The organism is Fischerella sp. JS2, assembly GCF_032393985.1.
Classification (GTDB): Bacteria; Cyanobacteriota; Cyanobacteriia; order Cyanobacteriales; family Nostocaceae; genus Fischerella.
The window spans coordinates 4,737,302-4,751,846 of record NZ_CP135918.1 but is presented as its reverse complement, the minus strand read 5'-3'; the positions used below and the strand labels follow the sequence as shown (position 1 = coordinate 4,751,846).

General features: G+C 41.2%; 16 protein-coding genes. 7 read left to right on the top strand and 9 right to left on the bottom strand.

The window, feature by feature from the left end:
• Positions 1-412: 412 nt before the first annotated feature.
• Positions 413-1,747: a group II intron reverse transcriptase/maturase gene (ltrA, locus tag RS893_RS20175; RefSeq protein WP_315784868.1), complete on the top strand. Its 1,335-nt coding sequence runs from the start codon at positions 413-415 to the stop codon at positions 1,745-1,747.
• A 141-nt stretch (positions 1,748-1,888) separates the two neighbouring features.
• Here the strand turns inward: ltrA and vapC are convergent, their stop codons facing one another.
• From vapC to RS893_RS20150, 5 genes are all read right to left on the bottom strand, one after another.
• Complete coding sequence (gene vapC, locus RS893_RS20170; protein WP_315787314.1) at positions 1,889-2,329, bottom strand: type II toxin-antitoxin system VapC family toxin; 441 nt, start codon at positions 2,327-2,329, stop codon at positions 1,889-1,891.
• 46 nt (positions 2,330-2,375) lie between these two features.
• Positions 2,376-2,486, bottom strand: coding sequence for a type II toxin-antitoxin system VapB family antitoxin (locus RS893_RS20165; protein ID WP_315787312.1), 111 nt, complete (start codon positions 2,484-2,486; stop codon positions 2,376-2,378).
• 13 nt (positions 2,487-2,499) lie between these two features.
• Positions 2,500-2,877: a hypothetical protein gene (locus RS893_RS20160; RefSeq protein WP_315787311.1), complete on the bottom strand. Its 378-nt coding sequence runs from the start codon at positions 2,875-2,877 to the stop codon at positions 2,500-2,502.
• Positions 2,861-3,334 carry a hypothetical protein gene (locus RS893_RS20155; protein WP_315787309.1) on the bottom strand — a complete coding sequence of 158 codons (474 nt, stop codon included), beginning with the start codon at positions 3,332-3,334 and terminating at the stop codon, positions 2,861-2,863. The genes RS893_RS20160 and RS893_RS20155 overlap by 17 nt, the downstream gene beginning before the upstream one ends.
• 315 nt (positions 3,335-3,649) lie before the next feature.
• Positions 3,650-5,809 carry a Tex family protein gene (locus tag RS893_RS20150; RefSeq protein WP_315787307.1) on the bottom strand — a complete coding sequence of 720 codons (2,160 nt, stop codon included), beginning with the start codon at positions 5,807-5,809 and terminating at the stop codon, positions 3,650-3,652.
• A gap of 251 nt (positions 5,810-6,060) precedes the next feature.
• Here RS893_RS20150 and RS893_RS20145 point away from each other — a divergent pair, with 251 nt between their 5' ends.
• Positions 6,061-6,504, top strand: a complete 444-nt coding sequence (locus tag RS893_RS20145; RefSeq protein WP_315787305.1) for a DUF4278 domain-containing protein — start codon at positions 6,061-6,063, stop codon at positions 6,502-6,504.
• 126 nt (positions 6,505-6,630) lie between these two features.
• Here the strand turns inward: RS893_RS20145 and RS893_RS20140 are convergent, their stop codons facing one another.
• The gene (locus RS893_RS20140; protein ID WP_315787303.1) at positions 6,631-6,864 is read right to left on the bottom strand and encodes a helix-turn-helix transcriptional regulator; all 234 of its coding nucleotides are present in this window, start codon (positions 6,862-6,864) and stop codon (positions 6,631-6,633) included.
• A 71-nt stretch (positions 6,865-6,935) separates the two neighbouring features.
• Here RS893_RS20140 and RS893_RS20135 point away from each other — a divergent pair, with 71 nt between their 5' ends.
• Positions 6,936-7,079 (top strand): hypothetical protein, encoded by a 144-nt coding sequence (locus tag RS893_RS20135; RefSeq protein WP_315787302.1) that lies wholly within the window; start codon positions 6,936-6,938, stop codon positions 7,077-7,079.
• Between the two features lie 119 nt (positions 7,080-7,198).
• On the opposite strand, the gene RS893_RS20130 is transcribed toward RS893_RS20135, so the two are convergent.
• Complete coding sequence (locus tag RS893_RS20130; RefSeq protein WP_315787301.1) at positions 7,199-8,086, bottom strand: aspartoacylase; 888 nt, start codon at positions 8,084-8,086, stop codon at positions 7,199-7,201.
• A gap of 163 nt (positions 8,087-8,249) precedes the next feature.
• On the opposite strand from RS893_RS20130, the gene RS893_RS20125 reads away from it, so the two are divergent.
• A complete protein-coding gene (locus RS893_RS20125; protein ID WP_315787299.1) occupies positions 8,250-9,170 on the top strand; it encodes a LysR family transcriptional regulator in 921 nt (306 codons plus the stop codon).
• 442 nt (positions 9,171-9,612) lie between these two features.
• On the opposite strand, the gene RS893_RS20120 is transcribed toward RS893_RS20125, so the two are convergent.
• Positions 9,613-9,813, bottom strand: coding sequence for a hypothetical protein (locus tag RS893_RS20120; protein ID WP_315787297.1), 201 nt, complete (start codon positions 9,811-9,813; stop codon positions 9,613-9,615).
• A gap of 491 nt (positions 9,814-10,304) precedes the next feature.
• Between RS893_RS20120 and RS893_RS20115 the strand changes: the two genes are divergently transcribed.
• Positions 10,305-11,429: a site-2 protease family protein gene (locus tag RS893_RS20115; RefSeq protein ID WP_315787295.1), complete on the top strand. Its 1,125-nt coding sequence runs from the start codon at positions 10,305-10,307 to the stop codon at positions 11,427-11,429.
• A gap of 295 nt (positions 11,430-11,724) precedes the next feature.
• Here the strand turns inward: RS893_RS20115 and RS893_RS20110 are convergent, their stop codons facing one another.
• Positions 11,725-12,207, bottom strand: coding sequence for a DUF393 domain-containing protein (locus tag RS893_RS20110; protein WP_315787294.1), 483 nt, complete (start codon positions 12,205-12,207; stop codon positions 11,725-11,727).
• A gap of 222 nt (positions 12,208-12,429) precedes the next feature.
• Between RS893_RS20110 and RS893_RS20105 the strand changes: the two genes are divergently transcribed.
• Both RS893_RS20105 and RS893_RS20100 read left to right on the top strand, forming a co-directional pair.
• Entirely contained in the window at positions 12,430-13,416 is a 987-nt protein-coding gene (locus tag RS893_RS20105) for an NAD(P)/FAD-dependent oxidoreductase (RefSeq protein WP_315787293.1), read from the top strand.
• Between the two features lie 138 nt (positions 13,417-13,554).
• Positions 13,555-14,526 carry a 50S ribosomal protein L11 methyltransferase gene (locus RS893_RS20100; RefSeq protein WP_315787291.1) on the top strand — a complete coding sequence of 324 codons (972 nt, stop codon included), beginning with the start codon at positions 13,555-13,557 and terminating at the stop codon, positions 14,524-14,526.
• Positions 14,527-14,545: the final 19 nt, after the last annotated feature.

Sequence of the window (14,545 nt, the reverse complement as noted above, 5' to 3'; positions counted from 1 at the left end):
TGACGACAACTCCTAGCTTAAGGCAAGGGCACTTCTGTGAGGAAGGGTCTGAAGGAAGCCAGCGGCAAATCTGCAAGCCGACGAACAGAAACGTCATAGAAGGCTGAGACAGTCCTGGGGCGAGTTGGCACAACACAACGAAGCCCTCTGGTTCAGGGAACACAGTAAATGACGCGGTTGTGCAGAGACAGTTCACACTCTTATCCGGGGAGGTCTGTCGGGTTGCGGTTCTCACTGCGATGGGAGTCTGATTGAGGTCTAGCTGGAAACGGCTAGGGAGCCACAGAACCCTAAGGCAGCAAGAACAGCACATTTGGGGGAAACCCCGATGTTAAGCCCGCCAGAAGTCAGCAGAAGCCATAGTAGTCCCACTGGGATGAAGGGCTGAACATGAACGAACTAAGGAGGAGTGATGAACAACTCAAGCCCATTGATGAACCCGGACGGGGGAGATCGGGTTTGGCGTGATGACAGAGAACCAGCCTTAGATAACCTGATGGCGCGAATCTTAGAGCGCGACAATGTCAAGCGGGCATGGGCAAGGGTGAAGTCCAACCAGGGTGCCCCCGGCAGTGACGGGATGAGCCTAGAGGATTTTCCAGCTTATGCCAGAGAACATTGGAGTGAGATTCGCCAATCCCTACTCGATGGCAGTTACCAACCTCGCCCTGTCAGGCGGGTGGTCATTCCCAAGCCCCAGGGCAAGGGAGAAAGAAAGCTAGGTGTCCCTTGTGTCGTAGACCGGGTAATCCAGCAAGCCATCCTCCAAGTACTATCGCCCATCTTTGAGCCAGAGTTTTCTGACTCAAGCTATGGGTGCCGCCCGAATCGTTCGGCTCACGGAGCAATCCGACAGGTGAAAACGATCCTCAAATCGGGATACCGCATCGCGGTGGATCTGGATCTGGAAAAATTCTTTGATACTGTCAACCACGATGTCTTGATGTCCCGGATCGCCCGTAAAGTAGCTGATAAAGTGCTATTGCGGTTAATCGGTCGTTACCTGCGAGCCGGAGTTTTGGTCGGAAGCACCGTTGAACCGACCGAATGGGGGACGCCGCAAGGCTCTCCACTTTCACCTTTGTTTTCCAATGTCTTATTGGACGACTTGGACAAGGAACTCGAAGCAAGAGGGCATCGCTTTGTTCGCTATGTAGATGACCTAGTCATTCTGGTCAAAAGTAGACGGGCAGGGAAACGGGTGATGGTGAAAATCAGCCGTTACCTCACACAAGTCCTCAAGTTGAAGGTTAATCGGGAAAAGAGCCGAGTGGTCAAGATCGAGGATCTGAATTACCTGGGATTTACGTTCCGAGGGATTCGCATCTTCGCCTCTGACATTGCCATGCAAGCGTTCAAACATCGATTGCGCGGCTTAACGTCACGCAGTTGGGGCGTTTCTATGGCAGAGCGATTCGAGCGATTGAACCGATACTTGCGCGGGTGGATGAACTACTTTGGCATTTCCCAGCACTACACCCCGATTGAAGAGCTAGATGGTTGGTTAAGGCGAAGGATTCGCATGTGCTATTGGAAGCAGTGGCGCAGACCGAGAACCCGCATTGCTAACTTGCTCAAACTGGGGACAAGTAAGCGTCATGCAATTTTGACCGGCATTAGCCGCAAAGGTTATTGGCGGTTGTCGAAAACGTTAGCGACGCAAACGGGAATGACCAATGAATGGTTGGAACAACAGGGATTGTTATCAATTCGGAATCTTTGGATGAAAGTTCAAGGATACGCTTAACTATCAGTGTTGTTTGCGCGTCTTCATGAACCGCCCATTGCGGACCCGCACGATGGGTGGTGTGGGAGGGGGGAGTTAAATGCTCTCCTCGACCCGATTAGCTGGCTTACCCCATAGATTACCTTCAAGTACGAAGAGAATTTAAGGTTGAAAGCGAAGGCTCTGGAGAGGTCGGACTTGGACAATAGTTTCAAAGTCGCGATCATTGTGAACCAAAAGTAAATTGTTTTCTAGCGCAACTTGAGCAATGCAGCAGTCGATTGGACTGCGAACGGTAAGCCCTTGACGGCGCAGGTCAAAGTAGATGTGGGCTGCTGCTTGCCAAGACTGATCTGTAAGTTCAACGTCATCTTGTGTTTCTAGGTACGTAGAGAGGAGACTCCATTCTTGCTCGTTCAAGCTACCTTGAAGCAGTTCCAGCTGAGTAAATCGGGAGAGTATTACTTCTCGATTAGCAATCAGGGTTTCGAGTTGCTGACGAACTTGACCACTGCGATCACGGAAGACGCTGATCCAAACAGATATATCAATCAGCAACATGACGAGTTTCGCGCAGGGTTTTGTGGTCAAAGTCTGGGGCAAACTGAATTTGTCCCGCGAGATCGAGAAGATTTTTCTTGCGGCGCGATCATACAAATTCCTGTAACGCTAGATTAATGAGTTCTTCTTGATTGGTAAGATTGGCAAGTTGGAACGCTTCGTTGAGAAGGGCTTCATCAATATTGATAGTAGTTTGCATGAGATAACTACCCTTAAAAGTTGTCCAAAGATTTCATGATCTCCGAATACTCGTCTATTGTGTCTAAATAAATTTCCGCATCACGGAGAAGAGAGCTATATCTGACTTTGAGGTCTGAATCTAATTCTTTATTCTTTTGTCTTGAGCTATCGACTTCGTTGATTACTTCAATAGGATCTATTCCAGATAGTTCCATACCAAGCAAATATTCATGAATTAATTGCTTGAGTTCTTCACTAAATCTCTCTCCTGATTTAATTTCATTTTCCAGTTTAAGAATTGTTTGTTCATACATCTGAACATACCCCGAATATATGTTAGAAGCAGCGGCAAATGGTATTTTAGTACGAATTTCCCCAATGCTAACTCTGTACTCAGAGATTTTTTGCATCTATTCTCCAAGTTTCTCTGAGCATCTCTCCTATCTCTTGCCAATTTTTAAAGTTATGATAATTGTCTTTAGGTATGAAAATGTCATCCAGGTTATAGGTTTCCTTAATTAATTTGAGGTCATACAACTTAGCTTCGGTACGAACAGTGCTTTTTCTAGTATGATCAAAGTCTTTTTTTACAACTCTTTTCCTATAAAGCCCTTCTAGCTCAGGGCGAATAACTATAAATTTAAAGGGCGAGCGACCATCTTTAACCTTATCATCTTTAAAGCTCTCTCTCGGAATTACCGCCAAATAACTGGTTGAATCACTCCATCTAGACTCTGGCACAGCTACTACAAACTTAGCATTTTCAACAAGCAGTCTCTTACGACGTTTGTATACTACTGATGACAACCATAACACAGTAGATAAGATGGAGAGAACACCTATAAAAGTATCGAAAGCACCGCTCATTTAAACGTTACTCCCATAATCTAGAGCATTTTGTACTTAAGGAGTGGCAGTGAAGAATCATAGATTGACTTCTCACTGATATATGACATTAGTAAGTCGGTAACACAATCGATAAAGTCCCTGAGTTTGTTCATTTGTGGGTTTCATGTCATACGTGTAGCTTAACTTACCAATTTATGATAGTAGCTTTTGTGCAACAAATAATACACACACTAGATATAATCTCGTAGTAACGACTAGAGTCGTTGCTTTAAAATAAGAGGACTAAAGTCCTTACTACGAACAATTTTTATACATGATGTGAAAATAGAGAATTTACTGCTTCACACCCTTCATCGACAAACCAATCCGCTTCAATTTCTCATTAACTTCCATCACTCGCACTTTCACGACTTGTCCCACTTTCACGATTTTCTTGGGATCATCCACAAATCTGTCTGCAAGTTGGGAGATATGCACTAAACCATCCTGGTGGACGCCAATATCAACGAATGCACCAAAGTTAGCAACATTCGTGACGATACCTTCTAGTTCCATCCCCTCTTTGAGATCAGAAATTTCTTTAATTCCTTCTTGGAAGGTGGCATACTTAAACTCGGCACGGGGATCTCTGCCTGGTTTTTCTAGTTCTTTGAGGATGTCGCGTAGGGTTGGTTCACCTACGGTTTTGGTGACGTATTTTTTCAAATTTGCCTTTTTGAGTTTTTCGGCAATTTCTGTCACTTGTTGTAAGGGTACATTTAAGTCGGTAGCGATCGCTTCCACTACTGAATAACTTTCTGGATGTACAGCAGTATTGTCTAAGGGATTTTTACCATTACGAATCCGCAGAAAACCTGCTGCTTGTTCAAAGGCTTTTGGCCCCAACTTGGGAACTTTCAGCAGTTCCCGACGATTTTTAAAGGCTCCGTTTTGGTTGCGGTAGGTGACAATATTGTTGGCAACGGTGGGCGTAATCCCAGAAACAAAAGTCAAAAGTTCTTTAGAAGCAGTATTTAAATCTACACCGACGTAGTTAACACAGCTTTCAACCGTTTCGTCTAATTTCTTTTTCAGCAACTTCTGATCTACGTCGTGCTGATATTGTCCCACACCAATAGATTTGGGATCGATTTTCACTAGTTCCGCTAAGGGATCTTGCAAGCGGCGACCGATGCTAATTGCACCGCGTACGGTAACATCTAAATCGGGAAATTCTTGTGCTGCAACTTTACTAGCACTATATATAGATGCACCAGACTCATTAACTATAACTTTTATCGGTTTACGTTCCAAAGTCTGCAAAACTTCTGTGACAAACTCGTCTGTCTCACGGGAAGCTGTACCATTGCCAATAGCGATTAACTCTATATTGTATTTTTCTATAAGATTTTTCAATATTTGTGCCGCTTTCAGACGTTGTTCGGCTGCTTGGTGTGGAAATACCGCTTGATACTCCAAAAATTTTCCGGTTTCATTGAGAATGGCAACTTTACACCCAGTTCTAAACCCTGGATCGATCGCCATTGTTGGTTTCATTCCCGCAGGTGCAGACAGCAGTAACTCCCGCAGGTTTGCTTCAAATGTCTTAATTGACTCAACATCAGCGTATAGTTTCTTCTGTGAGATTACCTCGCTGATTAAAGAAGTTTTCATCAGGCGGTTGAAGGCATCTTTGAGCATTTCCTGATAAAAGTTACGGATAGGACGGTGTTTGGAGCGAATTTCCTGGGCTTCTAAATAGGAAAGCACCATATCCTCATCAAAGGAAATGTCAAAACTCAACACTCCCTCATTTTCACCCCGACATAAAGCTAGCAGGTTGTGGGGTGCGATATTCTTAACTTTAATCTGATAGTTGCGGTACATCTCAAACTTAGTTGTACCTTCAGGATGTTCATCTTTGATCCGGGAGACAAATATTCCCTCCTCTAGCAGATATTCACGCAGATATGCACGTAAATCAGCTTTTTCTGCTATTTCCTCTGCAAGGATATCAGATGCACCCTTTAGCGCCTCTTCTGCCGTTTTAACTCCTTTGTCTTCAGAAATATACTTCGCTGCTTCTTCTTCCAAGTTTGCGGGTGCAGCATTTTTGGTATTCAACGATTTGATAAATTCTGCTAATTGTTCTAGTCCTTTTTCTCTGGCGACGGTGGCGCGGGTACGACGCTTAGGACGGAAGGGTAAATACAAATCTTCCAGTTCTGTTTTTTGTAAACAAGCTGTGATTTTTGCTTTGAGTTCGTCAGTGAGTTTACCTTGTTCAGCGATCGCATTTAAAATTACCGATTTTCGTTCTTCTAGTTCTGTCAAGTAGGTATGTCTATCTGCTAAGTCGCGCAGTTGGACTTCATTCATTTCCCCAGTGCGTTCTTTGCGGTAACGTGCAATGAAGGGAATAGTTGCACCCTCAGCCAGGAGTTCTAGGGCATTTTGCACCTGATAGGCTTTGAGGTTAAGTTCAGTTGCCAGTAGTTGAGGAATGTTCAGCATTGGGTGTCAGTCAGAAAAGCTACTCCATCAAGGTAATACCTTAGATAGCTTTGATTATGCAAGCGTATGATGATAAGCTAATATATTAGACTTTTTTGGAATCCTTATTAACGGTGTTGTTGTTTATTGAGTAGCGCATTATGACTTAAAAACAACATGAGTGTATAATTACTACACGTCTTTAAACTTCAGCCCCAATATTAAAATACTAAAAATTAGCGCTTCTGGTTTAGTTCAGAGGTGAAAGAAAAATGGCCTTGTTGTTTTTGATACCACTTTTTACTGGTCTAGTAACTGCCTATATTTTTAAGAAAAGCACCGATGAAATCGGGCAGATTATAGGTGTAGTAGCCGCTGTTAGCCTAGTTTTAGGCTTGATATTAGCGCCTTGGCAAGTACAGCTTTTGTTACTAGTAGTCGTTCTCGTTAGTACCAAAAAACTACTACAACAAAACGAGTACAAACTGAAGCAGCAGGAAAAAGAACAAGAACAATTCAACAATGGTTATAACCAGGAAGTAATTAGTTCCCAAGCTCCAAAAATTGAGCATGAAGCAACACATAAATATCGTGGTAGTTACTACCAAGCAACAGATGTAAGTGTTGAAGTTCAAGAGGGAGAAATTATCGGCAGATATCGTGGTCTTCCTTGGAGAATGCATCAAGTAGTCAATACACCCAGAAGCATGGAGTAACTATCTGAACAATGGCAGCAAAATTACCAGATACTACAACCTGTATCGCAATTCAAATCGAGCAGGCGATCGCTCCTGTAGAAACATCTAGGGTGAGAGCAGTTTAAAGAGTTGTTGATTGAAGGATTAATCATCAAATTTTACTCCTAAATCAATATTAAGCACTCGCTCAATCTTTCTCAGGGTATCTTCAGGTAAAGTATCCCGTATCCGTTCCGCTTCAATATCATGCCAGTAAGCTCGGCTAATTTGAGCTTCTCCTGCCAAAACCTCGACTGAACGCCCATCAGCTTTTCTAGCTTGTCTAATTTTTGCTCCTAATCCTTCAACTTTAATTTCTACATAGCGTCTGACTTTCACAGTGTCCACCTCTAGTAAATCATCGTTTTCTATTTATTATAAATTATCGTACGTCTGTTGACGATTGTCGTATGATGTTCTACTATAGAAGACTTAGACAACAGCGTTCCCAGTCTGAACAATGGACTCAACTTAAACCTATCAAAACAGAAACTACAGCTAACGCTAAAGCGCAGCAATTGTTTATTTCGGCAAATACAGCCTTTTGCATCTAAATAGAGTACAACTTCCCCAACCCCAAGCACAAGCGGAGAGGGGGCGCGCAGCGCGGGTGGGGTTCTTCTGTACCTCACTCAGATGAAATTTGCTGTATATAGATTAAAGTAAGCATAAATTATTCACCGAAATTATCTGAAAGAGTCACCTGTTGCTGAATAGTTAAACACATAGCGATTTGTTTCTCAAGATAGGCAGCTTCAGCAAGAAAAACGGGATAACAAATCGAATTTCCTTGATAGCTGATTTCCTGTCCATCAAATCCCAAAAACATAGGAGAGTTTGGATAAAGCGGCTCATAATCTTTAAGTTGAGGTGCAACCATCGCTTTTAATTCTCCTTGCTCATTCCTTGGATAGTCTATTGTTTCTACCTGTTTATAAATCAAAAAACTATTATCAATAGGCTGTTTTATTCCCTGGTTATTATTTTGTATATAATCTAATATCTGACAAAGCACTAATTCTGTTTGTAAGAATAAATATCCATTTAAAACACCTTGGGGAACTGGGCCTACTTCTATTGCTAATCCTAATTCACAAAGACTCCTAAGATAAGAGGGTTTTTGTTTTTGTGAATATTGTAGTATTTTGACTAACGGGTTAACTGTACTCAAATAGGCAGCTAGATGTAGCAAGAAACTATTATCATTATTCAAAATTATTGTGACTCCCATATGAGCAGTTGAACTGTGTAGATCGATAATAAAGTCAACTTTTTCTTGATGCAAATGCTGAGCAATTTGTTTGGCTCGTATTTGTTCATAATTAATGAGATGCGGATTTTGTAAATCTTCAGGTTGAAAACATCGATTTAAGTCGGTATCTATGTATCTTCTACCCACTTCTACAGCTTTGGGATTAGCTAGTAAAGTGAGAGTAGTAAAATTTGCTCGTTCAATCAACTGGGGAAATTTTTGAAACTTTTTAATTAGGTAAACTCCAGTTAATTCATTACCGTGAGTTCCACCAATAACAGCAACTTTTTTTATTGATTGACAAGACATAAAAAACTCCTTTAGTTCTTGTTAAAGCAATAATATAATTGATTATTTTTTCAATAATTCAGCGAATTATGTTGTTATTATAAAGAAGATTTTAGTATGAGTGCTAGCATAGTTTGTGCATAATAATATATAAAAAATCATATATTGTTGAAGTTGATAAACAATGGAAATTCAGCGCTTACAAGATTTTGAGTTGCGACACTTGCGTTACTTTATTGCTGTAGCCGAAAACAAAAACTGTAGCATTAGTGAGGTGGCTGAAGAGTTACATATGGCTCAACCTAATCTCAGTCAACAACTCAAAGATTTAGAGACAAAATTAAAGGTGAAACTGTTTGATCGCCAGAAACGTCCACTAAGGTTAACAAATGCAGGAGTAGAGTTTCTTAAGCAAGCTCGTTTAATCTTAGCTCAGGTTAACCATGCTATTGAGACAGCACAACAAGCAAGTCAAGGTACAATTGGAAGGCTGATAGTAGGCTTCAATAGCTCAGTTTCTAATAGTGTTTTACCTGATCTCCTGAGGAAATTTCGGAATTATTTTCCTAAAGTAAAACTTATTTTACAAGAACGTACAGCCTACAGTTTGATAGAAGGACTACAAACACAACAAATTGATATTGGTTTAATGCACTGGTCATCTCTGAACAGTCAAGACGAAACATTATGTGTCAAGAAAATTCAAGAAGAATCCTTGGTTCTTGCTCTTCCAGAAAATCATCCTTTTGTTACTCAGCAGGAAATTTCCTTAAAATCTCTGAGCGATGAGTCTTTTATTTTACCGCCATCTCATCTCCCTTACAGCTTGTATGAATCTATTGTTAGCTTTTGGAAACAGATAGAATTTGTTCCGAAAGAGATTCAAGAAGCAACATTGATGCTAACTATACTCAGCTTAGTAGCTGGTGGAGTTGGAGTCGCTTTGCTACCAGCAAATGCCCAAAATATTGGACGCAAAGGTGTTATTTATAGAGCAATTCAAGAACAAACACCAACTTTAGAGATAGTGGCTGTTTGGCGGCGCGATCGCTCTTCTACTGTTTTACAAAATTTTTTAGAGGTAATACAGACTATAGCCACTTGAACCAAGCTATACGACTATGGAAGCTTTGTGGATGCTTATAACCAAAATGAACCACTAGACCTCTTGCATGAATCCTCAAAACCTCACCCCAACCCTCCCCTTACTAAGTGGAGGGAGTTAATATATTGTTTTCCCCCTTGACAAGGGGGGACTAAGGGGAGTACTACAAATATTCGTGCAAGAGGTCTACTATATTTAAACGGAAGCCAAGACTAATTGCAGATATAAAACCACACTGTGTTACTAGTGTGGTGAGATAGAGTATAGAGTTTAAAAATTAGGAGATTTATACTAAATAACAGCGATCGCTCGATGTTATTAGTAGCTACAGAGCCAATACTCTGTATTCCCGAATTTTAAGTAAATTATTTGAATTTTTAATAGCAGCGTAGACACCACTACGCTGCTTGATATTAATAATACGCACAATTCAAATTTTGTTTTATCTGAGTAACCTAGTTACTCTAATATCATATTCAGTGCCTTTTGGATGGTCAGTTTTAGCCTGTTGAAATGCCATACCATCTGCTTTTTCTCTTGACTCTGCATCAATTTCGTAACGTGTGGTTCCGCTTTGAAAGCCAGTGCTTAGCTGATCACTATATTCTCTAATATCAACTAATACCTCGTATGTGTGAACCATTTTGGGCCTCCTCGTGCAACATGCAAACGATTGGGAATAAAACCAGTATATGAATATAAACAGGTGGTAGTCTTTAACAAATACAAATCTTATGAAAATGAAGTTTTAATACCTAATAAATTTTAAATTTTATTTACCAAAGAGTTCCTATTCCAGTTTATGAAAACAATTGATACTATTTCTGTAAATGATAAATACAAAAATTCTATTTCTTTAATAATTATAAAAGTAATTACTATAAATTATTTATAGTTTTATTTTCAATACAGGACTTACGCGGCTCAGATCTCCGACTTCTCCAAGAAGTCGGGGATCTTGTTGTTTACGCTTGTCCCCCACTTGCTTCCCAACTCTCCTAAAAGTCGCCAAACCGCACCTAGAGGGACGGACACCACTACAGTAACTAAGATTAAAATTGCTTAATATTTCGTTACGATAGAACTATCAAGAGGAACAAAAACCTCTAGTGGCTGAAATCAAAGGTAAACAGCATGAATAACACAATTCGCGTTGGCAACCTGTTTGGGATTCCCTTTTATATCCATCCGTCCTGGTTTTTAGTCTTGGGTTTAGTAACTTGGAGTTATAGCGGTGGACTAGTGGCACAATTTCCCCAGCTAGGGGCGGGGTTAGCTTTGCTACTAGGATTAATGACAGCGCTACTGTTATTCAGCTCTGTGGTTGCTCATGAACTAGGACACAGCTTTGTTGCCATGCGTCAAGGAATTGATGTCAAATCAATTACATTATTTATATTTGGTGGATTGGCAAGCTTAGAAAAAGAATCGAAAACTCCGGCTGAAGCTTTTTGGGTAGCGATCGCTGGTCCTTTAGTAAGCTTAATTCTATTCGGTATCTTTACAGCTATTGGTTTTGGGACTGCGGTATCTGGGCCATTAGCAGCGATTCTTACTGTAGTTGCTACTGTAAATTTGGCATTAGCGCTATTTAACCTCATTCCTGGCTTGCCTTTAGACGGGGGCAATATACTAAAAGCTATTGTATGGAAGATTACAGGTAATCCTTACAAAGGTGTGGTTTTTGCCAGCCGAGTTGGACAAATCTTTGGTTGGATAGCGATCGCCTCTGGTTTACTACCACTAATATTATTTGGTAGCTTTGCTAGCTTCTGGAACTTATTAATCGGTTTCTTCTTGCTGCAAAATGCTGGTAACGCAGCCCAATTTGCTAGGGTGCAAGAACAACTTACAGGATTGACAGCAGCAGATGCAGTCACTCTTGATAGCCCAATCGTCTTTGCTCATCTTACCCTCAGGGAATTTGCTGATGAACGTTTATTTAAATGGCAAAACTGGAATCGCTTCTTAGTTACAGATGACAACGGACAACTATTGGGAACAATCAATATTGATGATCTGCGATCAATTCCTGTAGGACAGTGGACAGCAACTCAAATCAAACAGATCATGCGACCAATCGAAGCGTCTAGCACTGTAAAATCCGACCAACCCCTGTTAGAAGTCATCCAACGACTCGAACAACAAAGATTGTCTTCACTAGCTGTGATTCGTGACAATGGCATACTAGTCGGAATCTTAGAAAAAGCTGCAATCATCAACTTGCTACAGAACAGAATGCAAACCAATCCTGCATAATCTTTGGTATGTCCTGTAATACAAAAACCCAGTCACGATGACTGGGTTTTTTGCTAAGAAAGAGTGGGGCTATATTGCCCATAGGTTAGTTATAAGAAGTTAGTTATAGATCGTTAAGCGCTATATATAACTACCAAACCCCTTCTATGAATTTCGGAAAATAAAAAACATAGTTTGAAATAAATGCAAACGAATAATCTATCTGTGTCCATCTGTGTTCGATTTCTAAAACATGATATTTTTAAACGTGATAAACCCTTATTTCTACTCCATTCACATTAGGTTTAATTTCCAATTAGTCCTGAGTCACTTGACAACGTTCGTGAGTCTTACATTCAATCCGTTGATTGCGTTCAGCAACAATCGTTGCTAAATCAGGTCTTCCAGTCAAACTCAGCCGCCAGTCAGCCCAAATAGCATACAATTTATCAACTACAGGGCCAATAATCGGCCATCTTGTCGCAGCATAAACCCAACTCATCCCCAAAATTTCGTAGACTCGTCGAAAAACCTCAACATTTTTGATGACAGTACCATCAGGTAGCACAGCATGTATTCGTCCCATTGCTGTTTCAAAGTCAATACCACCATTTGCTTCGGGGGTATAGTCATCGTCTGCAATATCTACAAATGCTACTAAACCTCGACCTGCATCCCGTTTTTGCAAAAAGTTCACTTCCCGCAAACATAACGGACACTGACCATCGTACAGTAGCTTAATTTGCCATGACGGCGTAGTTTCAAAGGATTTGCGAGATTGAGAATCCAATTCTGACATATGTATTTAAAAAAAGAATAAATGAAGATACTTAAATATTTTAATAAAAATTAACAAATCACCAGTCTATAATTTGGTGTAATCAAACGATGACTATTATGAAAAAGCAGTAGAAAAATCGGGACTATCTTAAAGTAGCTCCCATGAACTGCGTACACCAGGGTGAATAAAAATATAGCTCTTCTCACACCCCTACACCCTTTTTTTAGTCAGGTTTGATTCATGACTCAAAAAGCCTCAACACCTTCTTGTTTAGTAATTGGCGGTGGTATCTCTGGTTTGATTGCAGCTACAGTACTACGCGATCGCAACATGCACGTTACTGTCGTTGATAAAGGTCGGGCGATTGGTGGCAGAATGGCAACTCGTCGCATCAGAAATCCTCAGTACGGCGAAGGTGTTTTTGATTACGGCGCTCCATATTTCACTGTCCAAACTCCCAAGTTTCAAGCTTTAGTTAATAGCTGGATTCAAGAAGGAATCGTGAAGGAATGGTCACTGAATCATCAAATTTTGAGTAGAAAAGTTTACTATCGAGGAGTCAACAGTAACCGTAGCATCGCCCAGCACCTGGCTGAAAATTTGGATGTCCATACAAATACAAAAGTAGTCAGTTTTGCATGGCAAGACGATTATTGGCAGGTACTCACAGAAAAGAACGAAACCTTTGCAGCAGATATATTAATACTGACGCCACCACTACCCCAAACTCTAGAACTATTAGACCGATCGCAAATAAAATTACCACTACAAACAAAACATCGGCTAGAAGAAATTGTCTACCATTCTTGCATAGCACTACTGGCGTTGTTAGCACAACCTAGTCAGATTCCGAGTCCTGGTGGTATGCAGTTGGATGGGAATATTTTAAGTTGGATCGCTTGCAATCAAAAAAAGGGAATTTCACCTCAAGGTAACGCGGTGACACTGCACGCAACTTCTGAATATAGCAAAATCCACTGGGAGATGGATAACGCAGTCATTGCCAATCAACTTTTAGAAGCTGCATCACCGTGGCTTGGCTCATCGGTGATTGATTACCAAGTGCATCGTTGGCGCTACAGCCAACCACAGACAGTATACGGTGAACCTTATCTAGTGGTGACTAAACCGGGGCCAATAGTTATATGTGGAGATGCTTTTATTCAACCAGATGTTGAAGGTGCTGTTTTGTCTGGGTTAGCTGCTGCTGAGTATTTATTAGGATAGCGATCGCTTCACCTATCACTACAGCAGATATAAATTTCAAAATTCAGCTAAGATGAAAAAGTTATTTTCCGCCGAATCAGCTAAGCCGTTCGGTGAGATTTCCTTGTACCAATACGGCTAAGCCCGAAGGAAGAAAATATGTCATGGATGGAGTTAAGCCTCAACACAACAGAGGAGGCGGTCGATTGGGTCTGCACTCTACTTGCCTCAACCAACTATACCAGTGATATTCGGATTGCCAAATACACTGAACCCAATTCTTACAAACTAGTAGAAGATATTACACAACCCTGCTGGGCGTTTACAGTTTGCTTCTATCTACCCTGTGATGTTCATACAAATGTACGCAGGTCAGAAATTATTAATTTGCTCTCACCCTTGGAACGAGTAGGACTTGCTACTCCTATTCATACAGATGTATTTGAGGAAAAACCAGCACATCCAGAAGTACTCAATCCTGTTATCCATCGTATTGGTGAACGATTTGTTGTGCTTTCTTCTAACGCCTGTTATCATTCTGAAGCGGTAGACGAAGTTACCTTGAGACTTCAAACTAGCTTCGCCTTTGGTAGCGGTTTACATCCAGCAACTATCCTCAGCCTTCAACTACTTGAGCGCCATATTCTTCCCACAATGAATGTCCTCGACCTTGGCTCAGGTTCAGGTATTCTGAGTGTGGCAATGGCAAAGCTTGGAGCGCAAGTCTTAGCGCTGGACAACGACTTGATCGCTGTGCAATCAACTCATGACGCTGTAAATCGTAATGGAGTCGAGCAACAGGTAACTGTAATGGAAGGGAGTTTGGGACATGGCAGCGACTTGGGGCATTGGCTAAATGGGGATACGATCAAGAATGTACCCACCATTGAGCCAACAGCAGCTTTTGACCTCATTGTCGCCAATATCTTAGCACGAATACATATTGCCCTTGCTCCTGACTTCCGACGGGCGCTGCGTCAGACTGATACCCAGGGAGGAACATTAATTTTATCCGGTTTTAGCAGCGATTATGAGGATGCAGTCACAACATCCTTAAATAAGGAAGGATTCGAGGTTATCGATTGTGAAAGATTAGATGAATGGGTAGCAGTAGCTTACAGTTTGCAGTAGAAGCTTAAAGTCCTCCTTT